Source organism: Paenibacillus sp. SN-8-1 (assembly GCF_050995535.1).
Lineage (GTDB): Bacteria > Bacillota > Bacilli > Paenibacillales > Paenibacillaceae > Fontibacillus.
In genome coordinates, this window is sequence record NZ_CP194782.1 from 263,092 (window position 1) to 278,221 (window position 15,130).

Below are 15,130 nucleotides of genomic sequence, written 5' to 3' on the forward strand. Positions count from 1 at the left end.
AAGACTATGGAAATTTTAAGAATAGAGCATCTATCTAAAATATACGGAAAAGGCGAATCCGCGGTAAAAGCGCTTGACGATGTTTCCTTTTCCGTGCACAAGGGTGAATTTGTTGCGATTATTGGCCCGTCCGGCTCGGGCAAATCGACACTTCTGCATATGCTGGGAGGTGTGGACCGGCCAACGGGCGGCAAAGTCTTTGTTGAGGATACGGATATGTATGATCTGGACGAAACCCAGCTGGCTATTTTCCGGCGCAGACAAATCGGTCTGGTCTACCAATTCTACAACTTGATTCCGGTCCTGACGGCAGAAGAGAATATTACACTTCCGCTCCTGCTTGATAAGCAAAAGGTGGATAGGCAGCTGCTGGACAACTTGGTGAAGACGTTGAACCTGCAGCATCATATGAATCATCTGCCGAACCAGCTATCCGGCGGGCAGCAGCAGAGGGTCTCGATCGGCCGAGCGGTGATTGCCAATCCAGCAATCATGCTGGCGGACGAGCCGACAGGGAACCTGGACAGCAAGAACAGCAGTGAGATCATTGATCTATTGAAAATGCTGAACAAAACCTTTCAACGTACGCTGATCGTAATTACTCATGACGAACGGATCGCTTTGCAAGCCGACAGAGTCATCTCTATTGAAGATGGAAGGATTGCCAAGGACGAGGTGATTCGTCCATGAATATTGTCAACAAGCTGACGATTCGGCATCTGAAGCAGAATAAGCGACGTACACTTGTAACGATCATCGGGGTCATTATCTCGGTGGCGATGGTGACGGCTGTGGCAACTCTGGGGTTTTCCTTTCAGGATCTGATGAAAAGACAGTCCATTGCAGATAACGGGGAATGGCATGTCCTATATATGGATGTCAACAAGGAACAGCTTGCAGCGATCCAGAATGATGAAGCAACCGGAGAGGTTGCCATCTCAAAGGATCTTGGTTATGCCCCTATTGAGGGGGAACAAAACAGCAGCAGGCCGTATTTGTTCGTTAAGGAGTATAATGACCAAGGCTTCAAGCAATTTGGAGTTGAGCTGAGCAAGGGGCGTCTTCCTAGGACGGACAAGGAAATCCTCCTCTCGGATGCTCTTGCAGAGTATGCCAAGGTGAAGTACGAAATCGGGGATCACCTAACCCTGCCTATCGGCGAGCGAATAGAGGAAGGCGGCAATCATTCTCCAATGGGTCAGACGGAAGCGGTTCGTATGATCGACGGCAAAATGACAGAAACCCTCCAAAATATAAAGATAAGAGAGTACACCGTGGTAGGCTTTATCAAGCGCCCTGAGTGGGAACCGGGGTGGGCTCCGGGATACACCCTGCTTAGTTATGTCAATGAGAATACTATAGGGGCGAACGACCAAGTAAACGCGGCGGTTGCTCTGCGGACAGTAAACCGTTCCTTGTTCACTCACGCGGAGAACCTGGCAGAGCACAATAAGATCAAATCCGTGCAATTTAATAACGATTTACTTCATTATTATGGGGTGTCTAAGAACAAGGCTACGAACAGTATGCTGATCTCCCTAACAGCCATCATTATGGGAGTTATTATTGTGGGCTCGGTTTCATTAATCTATAATGCTTTTGCGATTTCCGTCTCCGAGCGTTCCCGCCATTTAGGGATGCTTGCCAGCGTGGGGGCCACAAGGAGACAGAAGAGAAACTCCGTGTTTTTTGAAGGGTTCGTCATTGGCCTGATCAGCATACCCATTGGAGTAATCTGTGGACTTGCCGGGATTGGAGTTACTTTTATATTCATCAACTCGATCATTCAAGGGGCATTAGGAATGACGCAAAGGCTGACACTGATCGTCACGCCATTATCCCTTCTGATTGCCTGTGCGGTTTCGATGCTGACGATATTTATTTCGACCTATCTCCCGGCTAGGAAAGCATCCAGGATCTCCGCCATGGATGCGATCCGCCAGACAGACGATATCAAGCTTACGGGCAGAGCCGTAAGGACGTCAAAGCTCATTCGCAGACTCTTCGGGATCGAAGGGGAGATGGGGCTGAAGAACCTAAAGCGAAACAAACGCAGATATCATGCTACGGTCTTTTCGCTTGTTATCAGCATCGTTCTGTTTTTGACCATATCGTTCTTCACCAATAGCTTAAAGCAATCGCTGGATATATCACTAGAGGATACTAATTACGATATTCAAGTATGGTACGGCAATGGCGAGAGAATAGACGACCGGTTGGTACAGTCGATTAGATCCTTAAAGGATGTAACGGAGTACAATACGATCCACGAGTTGAATATGGAGGCGTTGATCGAGGAAGCGTCCATTGCGGATGAATTGAAAGAGACGATTAAACAAGATAAGAGTATGCTTAGGAACGGGAAATACCCGTACAATATAAGGATCAGTGCCTTGGATGATTCCAGTCTGCGCGTCTATGCCAAAGCGGTTGGCGCCGATTACGAGCAGCTGACTGACCCGAGCCATCCCACAGCTATCGTGCTGGAAAACGTAAATTACCAAGACTTTAACACAGGAAAATATGTTCAAACGAAGGCCATCCATACGAAAGTCGGCGAAGGCCTCGATTTGGTTCAAACCGATGTGAACACGGGAAAAGAGAGGAAGGCAGGCAAAGTGACCTTTGCTGCTTTGACGGATCAAGCTCCTATGGGGATGAGCCAAGTAGGATTAGGCGGATTAAATCTCGTTGTCTCGGAACGGGTGATGAATCAGTGGGCACAAGATAAGAATCCGGATTCTGTACAGACCACTCTCTATCTGAAGAGTACGGATCCTTTGAAGACGCAGCAGGAAATCGAAGAAATGAGAGAGAACGGACTTCAGGTCTATAACGTATTTCAGTCCAGAGCAAGAAGTGAACAGAGTGTCTTATTAATGTCCGTCTTCTCTTATGGCTTTATCGTGTTAATTTCAGCGATTTCGATTGCGAACATCTTCAATACCATTTCAACGGGCGTCTCCCTCCGCAAGCGGGAGTTCGCGATGCTGAGATCCGTCGGAATGACGCCAAAGGGCTTTACGAAAATGATGAACTACGAAAGTATATTTTATGGGGCCAAGTCCCTGCTGTTCGGGCTTCCTCTCAGCGTCGTAGTCATGTATTTCGTCTATAAGGCACTTGGGAATAGGTTCAGCTACGCATTTACCCTGCCTTGGATGAGCATCATCACTGTCATTGCGGCGGTATTTCTCATTGTTGGCTCCGCTATGTTATATTCCAGCGCCAAGGTCAAGAAGGAGAACATTATCCATGCGCTGAAGCAGGAGAGTATCTAAAGAAGAACCGGCTCTGACTTGATTAAGTCAGGGCCGGTTTTTTGCCTATACGAATCCATCCGTCTGTCCCTAGAGATCAGCAGCCTGGGGCTGGGGATGAACCTCCGCCCGGTAATGCTTGGGGGAGATTCCCTTCAGCTTTTTGAAGACCTTGGAGAAGAGAAGCGGGTCGCTGTAGCCGACTGAACGGGAGATATCGCCGATCGAGAGCTCGGCATTTCTCATCATTTCACATGCTTTATTGATCCTATAGCGCACCAGGTATTCCTGAATGCTTGTGTTCATTCGCTGCTTGAACAAAGAGCCCAAATAGCTTCGATTCAAGCCAATAAAATGGGCAATATCCTCAATCGTAATTTTCTGAGCATAGTTCATCTCAATGAAATCGGTCACTTTCTCGACGTAAACCTCCGCTTGGCTTTCCCTTTCACTGGGAGGAGCTGCCGGCCCGGACTCTTCAATGAGCGATAACATCAAGTACAGCAGTCCGGTCAGCCTGACTTCTTGAGCTTTAGGGTTAGCTTTCGCCTCGGCCATTGATTGCATGTATTGATGGAGTATGTCGTCTCGCTCATAGATGAAGATTGGGGACGCCATCGTCAGACCCGCTTGCTTGAGAAGCCATTCAGCCAAGCTCCCGTGAAAACCGACCCAGCAATATGACCAGGGCTTATCTGTATCGGCTTGATAATATGTGATCACATTGGGGCAGATGAGGAACCCTTGTCCCTTCCCCAGGTGATATCTCTTCCCACCCACCTCGAAGATTCCCTCACCGTCCATAATATAATGCAGCAGAAAATAATCCCTTACAGCCGGCCCGAAGAAATGACCCGGTATGCAATTCTCCACACCAAATTGAGTCAAATATAGCTCCGAGAGATTCTTGCTGCGCGGCAGATACTCAATCACGGCAAATCCCGCCTTTTAATTTATAACTTTGTATTATCTATATAAAATGAACTTATGAAAGTTACCCTATTCGGGCGCTGCGATGCCGAGTGTTCTTACGACCACTGTTGTCTCCGAAATGCTTGAACTAGATATCAGTGGGGCATTTCGGAGACAAAGGCGGACGCTCCGCTTCTTCAGAATCACTCGGCCTCTCCGCTGGGATCGGTTAATTCTAAAGTTCATTTTATCTAGCATTATACCATGTTTAGTAAGCACCATGCCATGTACTACATACTCAAAGTATTATATATTGTAACCGGAGACAAAACCATCATGCTGTAATGAGATAATCAAGCTTTAAACCATGTTTTGCTTAGTGGGAGTTAATTTTGGGAAAGTCATATCCGCCTGGGATATCACTTCTAGAGAGGATGTTAACTAGTGGGCATAATTGTTCAAGAGCACACCGGGCTGTTTCATCTGCAGTCGCCCGGCATGAGTTATATGATTCAGATCGTGGACGGGTATCCTCTGCACGTCTACTGGGGAGGCAAGCTGAGGCACCGGGAATCCATGGATGATCTGCTGATTCATACCCCGGCGAACGCTGGACTCGACCGGCTGCCTCAAGAATATCCGCAGTACGGGAGCGGAGACTTCCGTAATCCGGCGTACCAAGCGGAGCTTGAGGATGGAACCCGTGTTACGGAGCTGAGATATGAGGGATACCGGATCATAAAGGGGAAGCCATCCTTATCCGGGCTTCCGGCTGTATATACTGAGGGTGATGCTGAAGCCGAGACGCTGGAGCTGGATTTGAAGGATGCCTATTCAGGCCTCAAGGTCGTTCTTAGCTATACGATCTTTGCGGATCGAAATGTAATCACTCGTTCAGCCCGTCTGAGTAATGAGGGGGACAAGAGCCTTCGTCTTCGCCGTGCTCTAAGCGCCAGTGTCGATTTCTCGGGCAAGAGCGATCTGGAGATGATGTACTTGTCGGGAGCATGGGCTCGGGAAGCGAACATTGTTCGGAGGCCAATTCAACAGGGTGAAACCCGGATCGATAGCAAAAGAGGCATGAGCAGTCATCAGTTCAATCCTTTTACCGCAGTGGTCACTCCGGAGACAACGGAGAACCATGGTGAGGCATACGGCTTCAGCCTTGTGTACAGCGGCAGCTTTGAGGCCGGGGCAGAAGTGGACTCTTTCGGTTCCACACGAGTAAATATCGGTCTTAACTCCTTCGACTTCGCCTGGCTGCTCAGCCCGGAAGAGAGCTTCCAGACGCCGGAGGCGGTCATGGTCTACTCCGGTCAGGGACTCGGAGATATGTCGCGGACGTATCACCGCTTGTACCGGACCCGGCTGTGCCGTGGGAAATATCGGGACGAAGAGCGACCTATCCTGGTCAACAACTGGGAAGCCACTTATTTCGACTTTAATGCGGATAAGCTGGTATCCATCGCGGAAGAGGGCGCAAGGCTTGGAATCGAGCTGTTTGTCCTGGATGACGGCTGGTTCGGCAAAAGGGATTCCGACAATTCCTCCCTTGGCGATTGGTACGAGGATCGCCGGAAGCTGCCGGGCGGGCTTGCGGATGTCGCGCAGCGCGTCAACGAGCAGGGCCTGAAGTTCGGTCTCTGGTTCGAGCCCGAGATGATCTCGCCGGACAGCGAGCTGTACCGCAAGCATCCGGACTGGTGCCTTCATGTTCCGGGGAGAAGACGCAGTGAAGCCAGATGGCAGCTGGTGCTCGATTACACCCGCAAGGAAGTGCGTGATTACATCTATGACTCGCTGTCTGCTATTTTCACAAGTGTGCCGGTCGCTTACGTGAAATGGGACATGAACCGCGCCCTGACGGAGATCGGTTCCGCCGCTCTGCCGCCGGAGCGCCAAGCAGAGACCGCGCATCGCTATGTGCTTGGATTGTATGAACTGCTGGAGCGCATCACTACTTCATTCCCGAATATTCTGTTCGAGAGCTGTTCAAGTGGCGGCGGACGCTTTGATCCCGGTATGCTGCACTACATGCCGCAGACCTGGACCAGTGATAATACGGATGGGGTGGAGCGTCTGAAGATTCAATACGGCACCAGCCTGGTGTATCCGGTTAGCGCCATCGGGGCGCACGTGTCGGCCGTACCGAACCATCAGGTTGGACGGATGACACCACTGGAATTCCGCGGGGATGTCGCTATGTCCGGGAACTTCGGCTATGAGCTGGATCTGACGAAATTCACCGATGAGGAGAAAGAGATCGTGGGGCGCCAAGTCTCAGCTTACAAGGAGATTCGCGGTTTGGTTCAGAAGGGAGACTTGTACCGGCTTAAGAGTCCGTTTGAGGGGAACGAGTCGGCTTGGATGATTGTGTCGGAGGACCAACAGGAGGCCATCGCCTACTATTTCCAAGTGATGGCCGTGCCGAACCCGTCTAAGCGCAGCCTGCGTCTTGACGGACTCAATCCGGAACTTGAATATGAGGTTCAGTCGGGACATAGTGGAGAGACGTCAATCCATGGAGGAGACAGGCTCATGCAGCTAGGGCTGGCCCTTGCCTACGAGCAGAAGGACTATCAAAGCGGGTGGTTCAGACTCCGGGCCGTAACGCGCTAAAGTGCAAGAAGTCCAGGAACAGGAACAGGAACAGGCGGTTCCTGGACATCCAATTGATTGAGTTAAGTTAAGCTAAGCCCCTTTTTATTCAAAAGGGGCTTTTGCGCGTAGCTGCAGACCGGGGGGAGTCCACCATGTTTTTTATCGACCTTCCGACAGAATACCCCTTCCTCAAGGAATGTGGAGGGCGAAGCCTAATGATTAGGGAGGGGATGAATGTCGTTGGCGATAGCCGAAAATTCCCTCCATATGGTATAATAGGAACATAGGTTCTGGTAATAGTGAGGTGAAAAGTAATGTTAGTCAACAAAGCATACAAATTTCGTATCTATCCAACGAAAGAACAGGAAATCCTGATTGCTAAAACATTTGGGTGTAGTCGTTTTGTATTCAATCGTTTTTTAGCACGATGGACGGATATCTTCAAAGAAACAGGCAAAGGATTAACTTACCATTCATGTTCTGCTGAATTGACACAGTTAAAGAAAGAATTAGTCTGGCTAAAAGAAGTGGATAGCATTGCCCTTCAATCCTCACTGAAAAACCTTGCCGATTCGTATACACGATTCTTTAAAAATCAGAACCATGCACCTCGCTTCAAGTCTAAGAAAAATCCAGTACAGTCGTACACAACAAAGGAAACAAACGGAAATATTGCCGTTGTAGGCAACAAAATCAAATTGCCTAAATTGGGTCTTGTTCGCTTTGCCAAAAGTCGTGAAGTAGACGGGTGTATTCTTAACGCAACCGTTAGGCGTAATCCCAGCGGAAAGTACTTCATTTCTATTCTTGCAGAAACACAAGTGCAATCATTAGAAAAGACAGGTTCTTCTGTTGGCGTTGACGTTGGGCTGAAGGATTTTGCTATTTTGAGTACAGCAGAGGTATTCTCTAACCCGAAATGGTTTCGTACACTCGAAGGGAAACTAGCAAAAGCACAACGTATTCTTTCTAGACGTACGAAGGGGGGTTCAAATTGGAACAAACAGCGGATCAAGGTTGCAAGACTCCACGAATGGATCACCCATACAAGAACAGACTACTTGCAAAAAATCTCTACGGATATCATCAAAAACCACGATGTCATTGGTATTGAGACTTTGCAAGTCACGAACATGTTAAAGAATCATAAATTAGCCAAAGCCATTAGTGAAGTGTCATGGTCACAATTCCACAAGATGTTAGAATACAAGGCAAAATGGTATGGTAAGCAAGTGATTGCTGTATCTAAAACCTTCGCTAGTTCTCAATTGTGTTCGTGCTGCGGCTATAAAAACAAAGACGTTAAACATCGAAACCTTCGTGAATGGGATTGCCCTTCTTGTGGAGCACATCACGACAGGGATATTAACGCAGGACAGAATCTTAAAAATGAAGCTATAAGACTTCTAACCGTAGGGACTACGGGGATAGCCTAATCAAATTAAAAGCCGATAGGCTTTCGTACTTAGGAATCTCCCACTTCAAACGACCCGTAGGGTGTTAAGTGGAGAGTAGTTCAACCGAATGATGAATGACATGAAAATGAAGAAGAAGCTTGTTGAATCGATAACGAAATTAGGCCTTCCGGAGATTGTTCTGGAAGGCCGTCATTTTTGGAGGGCTTGCATATGAGGTGGCGCATATTTTGCAGTACGATTCCCAGCCGCGGCTAATGAATGGTCATTCCAATCCGTTCATCTGCTCGCTCGATGGGGAAGGTGAGGGTGACCGATGTGCCGACGTTGACGGTGCTGGTGACCGAGAAGGTGCCGCCGTGGCTTTCGATAATGCGGCGGCTGACCATAAGCCCGAGTCCGGTGCCTTTTTCCTTCGTGGTATAAAACGGCTCGCCGAGCCTTGCCAGCCGGTCCTTTGAGATCCCGCACCCCGTATCGCGAATCACGATCTCGATTGCCGCAGGGTTTAATCTGCGGACGCTGACTTCAATGACGCCTCCGCTGGCGGTCGCTTCGAGCGCATTTTTAATAAAATTGATGAGCACTTGCTTGATTTGATTCTCGTCACACACGAGCAGCGGCAGTTCGTCGTCAATCGAAACTTTGACCTCAATGCTCTTCAAAATCGCCTGCGTACTGAGTAGAGTGACGGTTTGCTGGATTAATTGCCCGATATCTTTCGGCATGCGCTTCGAAATTTGCGGTTTAGCGAGCACAAGCAGCTCGGATAAAATACCTTCGATTCGGCTCATTTCTTCCGAAATAATTTCGAGATACTCCTGCTTGGTCGGCTGCCCGGACCTCATGAGCTGCAAAAATCCCTTGATCGCGGCGAGCGGATTGCGGATCTCATGTGCGATCCCGGCGGCGAGCTGGCCCGAAACGGACAACTTCTCCGAGTTGATCAGCAGATCCTGCGTCTTTTTCCGCTCCGTTATATCGCGTATGACCGTGTAAACGGCAGCTTCCCCTTTAAAAACGGTCGGCATCGATTTCGATTCGACATGGATGATTGACCCGTCCGCACGAATCAGCTTATGCTCAATCAACTCAACAGTTTGGCCGTCGGCCACCTCAAGCAGCCTCGCTTCGATCAGATCCCGATACTTCGGGGCGATGTATTGGATAAATGGTTTTTGCATGACCTCAGACTTATCGTTGCAGCCGATCAGCGCTGTACCGGCTTCATTAATGAACAGCCATTGCTGCCCGCGGGTTATGATGACCATATCCGGGGAGTCTTCGACAATTCGCCGGTATCCTTCTTCTGCTGCAAGCCGCTCTGTAATATCGCGGGCGATCGCAAGAAATTGGACGATTTCCCCCTGCTCATCGCAGATCGCTCGTATTTTGTTCTCCATATACACGATATGACCGTCTTTGTGCAAGTTCGGGGCGGTTACGAGCACCTCAAGCGAGTCATTGAAAGGTGACGAATTTTCAAATTCCCGTACTTCGTTCTGCTCCCATTGATTGCCGCCATAATGCCCGATCACTTCTTCCGGCTTGTATCCAAGCACTCTTGTAATCGCAGGCGATGTGTATTGGACGATTCCGGACTTATCGGTAATTGTAATAATATCTTGCGAGTTCTCCGAAATCAGATGATACAAATTTTCTGCCCGTTCCAGCTGTTCGCTCTTCAGCTTTTCGTTCGTAATGTCTTTCACGATACAGAACAAGGATTCAATCTTGCCGCCACACATAATCGGAACAGATGTGACATTAACGTACAACGTACGCTCATCTCTGTGAAGATAAGACATTTCGAAGCTGAGCGGTTCCCCTCGTAATGCCCATTCAAACTGCTGTTCAATTGAAGGTAAGTTGTGCATCTGGATCACGTAAGGATTCGAGAGCAGTTCGTCCGCCGTATATCCGGTTAATCTCTCACATGCCGGACTGATATAAACGAGCCCGTCCGATTCAGAGTATAGGAGGACGAGTTCGGGGTGGTTCTCTAAGATCGAATGGAATCGTTCTTCATATTCCCGCAGCTGCTGCTCCAGCCGTTTTTGTTCCGAAATTTCGTGCATCTCAACGAGAAAATGCTGCATAACGCTGTCCGAGATCGTGATATGCAGCTGCATCCATACCACTCGGCCATCTTTGCGGACGAACGCCTGCTCCAGGCGCTGCGGCTGCCGTCTGTCTTGTTTGATCTGCTCAAGCAGCTCGCTGGTTGCGGCCGCTTCGCCGAATCGCATAATCTCATGAAAAGACAGCCGCTGCAGTTCATGCTCCGCATAACCGAGCATCCGGCAAAACGATTCGTTAACCATTAAAAAAGCGCATTCGTTGGTAACGACCGCCAAGCCGGCCCCGGCATGACGGAACCAATGGGCGAATACGACTTCACTCTGTATCTTTTGGTCTAAGGACATGACGTTCGCGACCCCTCTCCACTTAAGTTTCATCTTGAGGCCCATCGGCACTTCGGAACGGCAATCATCGATTCTCTGGCGGCTAAACGATGTGGGATCAAGATGTGCTGCTGCGAGAACGGTTCATTTTTGATCAAGCGGATGAGCGACTGCGATGCAGTGCAGCCCATCTGATTATAAGCCGAGATCGACTGAACACAGAGGAGGAGACGTAAGTTCCGAAGAATGATGTTATTAAAGCCGATTACGGCAAGATCGTCTGGAATACGGCAGCCGAGCTCGGCCATTCGGCTACTTGGGGCAAACAATTGCACGATACTGCCGAACGAATCGAAAAAGGAAGTTGCAAGGACTTTTTTTTTATAGTATCCCATTCCGAAAATATAGGCAATCTTTACAATTTTCGGGAGGGAGACATGTACCCGAATGGACAAGCTTGTTCAATTTAATTGATGATTTATTATCTGAATTTAGAAGCAGGCACTTCTCCTATTCAAGGGAAGTGCCTGTTTATTTGCAGTAATCCAGCTATTTCGCATTCTTATCCGGCTGATGAATACCGAAGGTATTCCCTTCGGGATCTACATAATACCCCTGCCACGCCATACCGGGCAGAGCGTATTTTGGCTGTGCAAGCTTGCCTCCGTGCTCAATGATTTTTGCCTCAGTGGAGTCGTAATCTTCTACTCCCATCGTGCAGGCATAGCCATTCAAAGCCTGCCCAGGCTGTGGAGATGCGCCCCGGCGCTGCATTAGAGCTCCGTTAATTCCGAGCTCGGCGGCCTCGTCGGTCACGGCACCGAAGTAGGGCATTCCGGCATAGTCGCTCCAATCCTCAAAGGTCCACCCAAATACATCTCCGTAAAACTTTTTGGCACGCTCCATGTCATCCACATGAATTTCAAAATGAACTAATCTGCCCATGATTTCCCTCCCTAATTTTTACAATATAGATCTTATATCATTTGTTCTGTTTATAGTTTTGATTCTCCTTCTTCAGTATTGAGAAAAATAGAGAAACTATTCAGCCGGCACTTGTTTGTACAGGCTTATGAACGTCTTGTTCTGATAGATCTGGTATTCCTGAATGACCCACATTAAAAGTTACATAGCTTACCGGATAAGTCCCTGTTAAGAGGTTTTTCTCTTTCATGGAGATCTAGTTATAATGATAAGACTGGAAGTGCTAATCGCAGGAAGGAATGAACTCATCATGAAAGTCATTGTTATTGGTGCCGGAATTGCCGGCGCATCCACGGCATATCATCTGGCTAAGCTGGGAGCGGATGTCCTCATGATCGATCGGCAGGATCAAGGGCAGGCTACGGATGCGGCGGCAGGTATTATCTGCCCATGGCTGTCGCAGAGACGGAATCAGGCTTGGTACAGGCTTGCGAAGGCAGGCGCGCGTTATTACCCGGCTCTGATTGAAGAGCTTGAACGAGAAGGGGAGACCGAGACCGGTTATGCCAGGGTAGGGGCTCTTAACATACATATGGATCCGGAGAAAATCGGCAAAATGGAAGAACGGGCATACCAGCGTCTCGAAGACGCGCCGGAGATCGGTGAGATTACCCGGGTGGATGAGCATGCAACCCGCGAGCGGTTTCCCCTGCTCGTGGAAGGATACGCTTCCCTTCATATTAGCGGGGCCGCCCGGGTCGATGGCCGTGCGCTGCGTGATGCTTTGCTCCGAGCTGCCGTAAGGAATGGGGCTGAGCTAATCCACGAGGACGCTAGGATTGAATATCATGCAGGCCGTGTAACGGGTGTAACATGCGGGGCAGCCAGCTACCCTGCTGACAAGGTTATCGTATGTGCGGGGGCATGGGCGGGACAGGTGCTGAAGCCCTTGAGTGTTGATTTTCAGGTAAGGTATCAGAAAGCGCAGATCATGCATCTACAGCTTCCAGACGAGAAGTTAAGTACAGGCGATTGGCCGGTAGTGATGCCACCTTCAGATCAATATCTGCTTGCCTTTGAGCAGCGGAAGATTGTGGTGGGGGCGACGCATGAGAATGACGTTGAAGGCTATGATACGCGAATCACGCCAGGCGGCATGCACGAAATTATCAGCAAATGCCTAACTTGGGCACCGGGCCTAGCAGACAGTACCTTTCAGGAGGTAAGAGTGGGATTTCGCCCATTTACAGCCGACTTTCTGCCGGTAATTGGAGTGGTTCCGGGCTGGGAGGGACTTCTGGCGGTCAATGGTCTTGGCGCCTCTGGATTGACAATGGGCCCCTTCATCGGAAGCCAAATGGCCAAATTAGCGCTGGACATGCAGCCGGATATCGATCTAACGGATTATGACGTCAGCAAGGCGATTCAGAATAACACAGGGCAGTGAATAATCGGACATTATTCGGACAACTGCCTCTATAGAGAGAACCCGGCCGAGTGAGGCCGGGTTTTATTTTGCTGCAAGAGGAACGTTAAGGCCGCATAGCTAAGGTTAAGCAGTCCCTGCGAAAAGCTAACAAAAACAGCTTGGTGTGCCATTGGCAGGAGGCTCCTGGGATCTTTCCTGACCGCCCGAACGATCCTCGTCAAAGGCAAGCAGGGAATGAGTGGCATGGCTCAGAACCGCCCCGGCCCGGGTGGAGGTCGCTACGAGTACGGCTTCAAACATCTCTTCGCGCGTCCCGCCAAGCGATTTGAATTTTTGGGTGTGAACATCAATGCAATAAGGACAGCCTGTCACGTGAGCAACGGCCAGCGCGATGAGCTCCTTAGTCTTTACAGGAATGCTATGGAGCTCATGATAGACTTCATTCTCGAATGCCAAGAAGGTCTGGGCGGCCTGTGGAGCAAGCCGAATGAGCTCGGGCACCTTCTTGAGGTTAGAGCTGTCGTAATAATTCGTACGTTGATCGCCTGGGTTCTTCATACAAGTTCACCTCTATATTGAATTTGTATTTAGCTTAGCAGCCACCCAGTACATCCAACCGTGACAAAGTCACATTGAACTGTTATGTATGAGCTCAAGCAATAGATTGCGGTCCACAATTTGAATACAGCCTCTGCGGGCCGCAATGATATTTTTAAGGGCAAGCTCCTTCAGGGAACGGCTGATCACCTCTCTGGCTGTCCCCAGTTCAACAGCTAACTGCTCGTGGGTTATTTGTAGAGTCGCATGGTTGTTATTATCCATCTGCTTCAGCAAGAATTCTGCAATGCGGTATGGAATCGATTGGAAAGCAATGTTCTCCACGAGCTGGGTGACAGACGTGATTCTTTCGATAATTTGCTGAAAGACATGCTGTTTGAGCGGCAGATATAAGTCTATCCATGTCCTGAACAAGTGGATTGGAATTAAGAGAACCTCAGTGTCAGCTTCAACAGAAGCCGAGGCTTCATAAGGTGTCTCTCCTAAAATACTGGCCATCATAAGCACACAGCTTTGTCCATTCTGCACACGGTAAAGGGTAATTTCTCTTCCTTGCGGGGTGATTTTATAGATGCGGACAGTTCCTTGCAGAATGAACATGGCATGCTGCAGGATGTGCCCTTCCCGTATGAAATGAGGGGTCGCAGGAGTAACCTTCCTGATCTCGGCCTGAGCCCAATCCTCTTCAGGGATCAGGGATAAGCAGGGGAGCAAAAGGGAGATTCGCCTAATATCAGGCTGGAGCAACTTTACAGCCTCCTTGTTATAGGTTCTAGGATCATTAGCGCCGCAAGTAATAATAGCCACGCCCATTACCTCAATGACCCGCAGGTCGTGAAACGTAGAAGAACAATTTCCATATGAAGAAGCTCCTGAGAGCCTAGATGAAACCTTTTCCAGATTAAGTTGTCTATTGTTATATATATGAAGAAGAGGTGATTAGTAATGAAATCTCTGTCAAAAATCGCGCTATGTACTGCCCTCGGGGCGATGGTTGTTGCAGGTTCCGTGTATGCGGAATCCAAATTGAATTTGTTTATCAATGGTCAGGGTGTTGTGACGAGCCATCTGGACCTTCAAGTTCAGGACGGCAAGGTGCTTGCTCCAATCGATCGTCTTGCTGAGGAATTTAAAGGTAAAGCGGTCTACGATGCCGATAAGAATGAAGTTCAAGTGACACTGCCGGATTCCGCTCAACAAGCGGTTCAGATTAATCGTTTGGAATCAGCGATGGTCCCTTCAACACCTAAAGAAGCCCTGGATACTTGGGTCAAAGGCATTCAGACTCGCAATGGAGCGTTGCAATTCGCTGTCTTCTCACCTGAACTACGTACCAAAACCAAGAAGGAATTCGAAGATAATTACTGGGGCACGGGCGGCTCCAGTCCGCATATGTCTACGATAAGAAAGCTCAAAACCAAGTCGCTGAACAAAACAACGGTTCAGTTCTCTTTCGATTATGACCTTGTCGCTTCCAATTGGAAAGGCAAGGGCTCCGCGGTGGTCACTGTAGGGAAAATGAAGTCTAATGGCTATGAAGGCTGGTTTGTTAAGAATATTAAAATGAAGGACCCAGGCGATACAGGTACCACGATCGGTGTCGAACCGTTAAAAAAATAAGTAATC

Annotated in this window: 12 protein-coding genes; 6 read left to right on the forward strand and 6 right to left on the reverse strand. The window is 49.0% G+C overall.

All coding sequences use genetic code 11. The features are described 5' to 3' along the window. Positions 1-6: 6 nt before the first annotated feature. Both ACRRNK_RS01410 and ACRRNK_RS01415 read left to right on the forward strand, forming a co-directional pair. The gene (locus tag ACRRNK_RS01410; RefSeq protein ID WP_433945052.1) at positions 7-690 is read left to right on the forward strand and encodes an ABC transporter ATP-binding protein; all 684 of its coding nucleotides are present in this window, start codon (positions 7-9) and stop codon (positions 688-690) included. Next, positions 687-3,281, forward strand: a complete 2,595-nt coding sequence (locus tag ACRRNK_RS01415) for an FtsX-like permease family protein (protein WP_433945053.1) — start codon at positions 687-689, stop codon at positions 3,279-3,281. The genes ACRRNK_RS01410 and ACRRNK_RS01415 overlap by 4 nt, the downstream gene beginning before the upstream one ends. Before the next feature lie 69 nt (positions 3,282-3,350). Here ACRRNK_RS01415 and ACRRNK_RS01420 read toward each other — a convergent pair whose 3' ends face one another. Next, positions 3,351-4,193, reverse strand: a complete 843-nt coding sequence (locus tag ACRRNK_RS01420) for an AraC family transcriptional regulator (RefSeq protein ID WP_433945054.1) — start codon at positions 4,191-4,193, stop codon at positions 3,351-3,353. A gap of 423 nt (positions 4,194-4,616) precedes the next feature. Here ACRRNK_RS01420 and ACRRNK_RS01425 point away from each other — a divergent pair, with 423 nt between their 5' ends. Further along, complete coding sequence (locus ACRRNK_RS01425; protein WP_433945055.1) at positions 4,617-6,791, forward strand: alpha-galactosidase; 2,175 nt, start codon at positions 4,617-4,619, stop codon at positions 6,789-6,791. 296 nt (positions 6,792-7,087) lie between these two features. Next, on the forward strand, positions 7,088-8,209 hold the full coding sequence (gene tnpB / locus ACRRNK_RS01430) for an IS200/IS605 family element RNA-guided endonuclease TnpB (protein WP_433945056.1): 1,122 nt from the start codon (positions 7,088-7,090) through the stop codon (positions 8,207-8,209). A 233-nt stretch (positions 8,210-8,442) separates the two neighbouring features. Here the strand turns inward: tnpB and ACRRNK_RS01435 are convergent, their stop codons facing one another. The 3 genes from ACRRNK_RS01435 to ACRRNK_RS01445 form a co-directional block, all read right to left on the reverse strand. Then, positions 8,443-10,614, reverse strand: coding sequence for a PAS domain S-box protein (locus tag ACRRNK_RS01435; protein ID WP_433945057.1), 2,172 nt, complete (start codon positions 10,612-10,614; stop codon positions 8,443-8,445). Between the two features lie 29 nt (positions 10,615-10,643). After that, positions 10,644-10,988 carry a substrate-binding domain-containing protein gene (locus tag ACRRNK_RS01440; protein WP_433946765.1) on the reverse strand — a complete coding sequence of 115 codons (345 nt, stop codon included), beginning with the start codon at positions 10,986-10,988 and terminating at the stop codon, positions 10,644-10,646. A gap of 154 nt (positions 10,989-11,142) precedes the next feature. Then, entirely contained in the window at positions 11,143-11,538 is a 396-nt protein-coding gene (locus tag ACRRNK_RS01445) for a VOC family protein (RefSeq protein WP_433945058.1), read from the reverse strand. Between the two features lie 286 nt (positions 11,539-11,824). Here ACRRNK_RS01445 and ACRRNK_RS01450 point away from each other — a divergent pair, with 286 nt between their 5' ends. Next, positions 11,825-12,964 (forward strand): NAD(P)/FAD-dependent oxidoreductase, encoded by a 1,140-nt coding sequence (locus ACRRNK_RS01450; protein WP_433946766.1) that lies wholly within the window; start codon positions 11,825-11,827, stop codon positions 12,962-12,964. Between the two features lie 126 nt (positions 12,965-13,090). Here the strand turns inward: ACRRNK_RS01450 and ACRRNK_RS01455 are convergent, their stop codons facing one another. Together ACRRNK_RS01455 and ACRRNK_RS01460 are read right to left on the reverse strand one after the other, a co-directional pair. Then, positions 13,091-13,504 (reverse strand): carboxymuconolactone decarboxylase family protein, encoded by a 414-nt coding sequence (locus ACRRNK_RS01455; protein WP_433945059.1) that lies wholly within the window; start codon positions 13,502-13,504, stop codon positions 13,091-13,093. A 69-nt stretch (positions 13,505-13,573) separates the two neighbouring features. Further along, positions 13,574-14,311, reverse strand: coding sequence for a Crp/Fnr family transcriptional regulator (locus ACRRNK_RS01460; RefSeq protein WP_433945060.1), 738 nt, complete (start codon positions 14,309-14,311; stop codon positions 13,574-13,576). Positions 14,312-14,449: 138 nt separating this feature from the next. Here ACRRNK_RS01460 and ACRRNK_RS01465 point away from each other — a divergent pair, with 138 nt between their 5' ends. Further along, positions 14,450-15,124, forward strand: coding sequence for a hypothetical protein (locus ACRRNK_RS01465; RefSeq protein WP_433945061.1), 675 nt, complete (start codon positions 14,450-14,452; stop codon positions 15,122-15,124). The last annotated feature ends 6 nt before the right edge of the window (positions 15,125-15,130 follow it).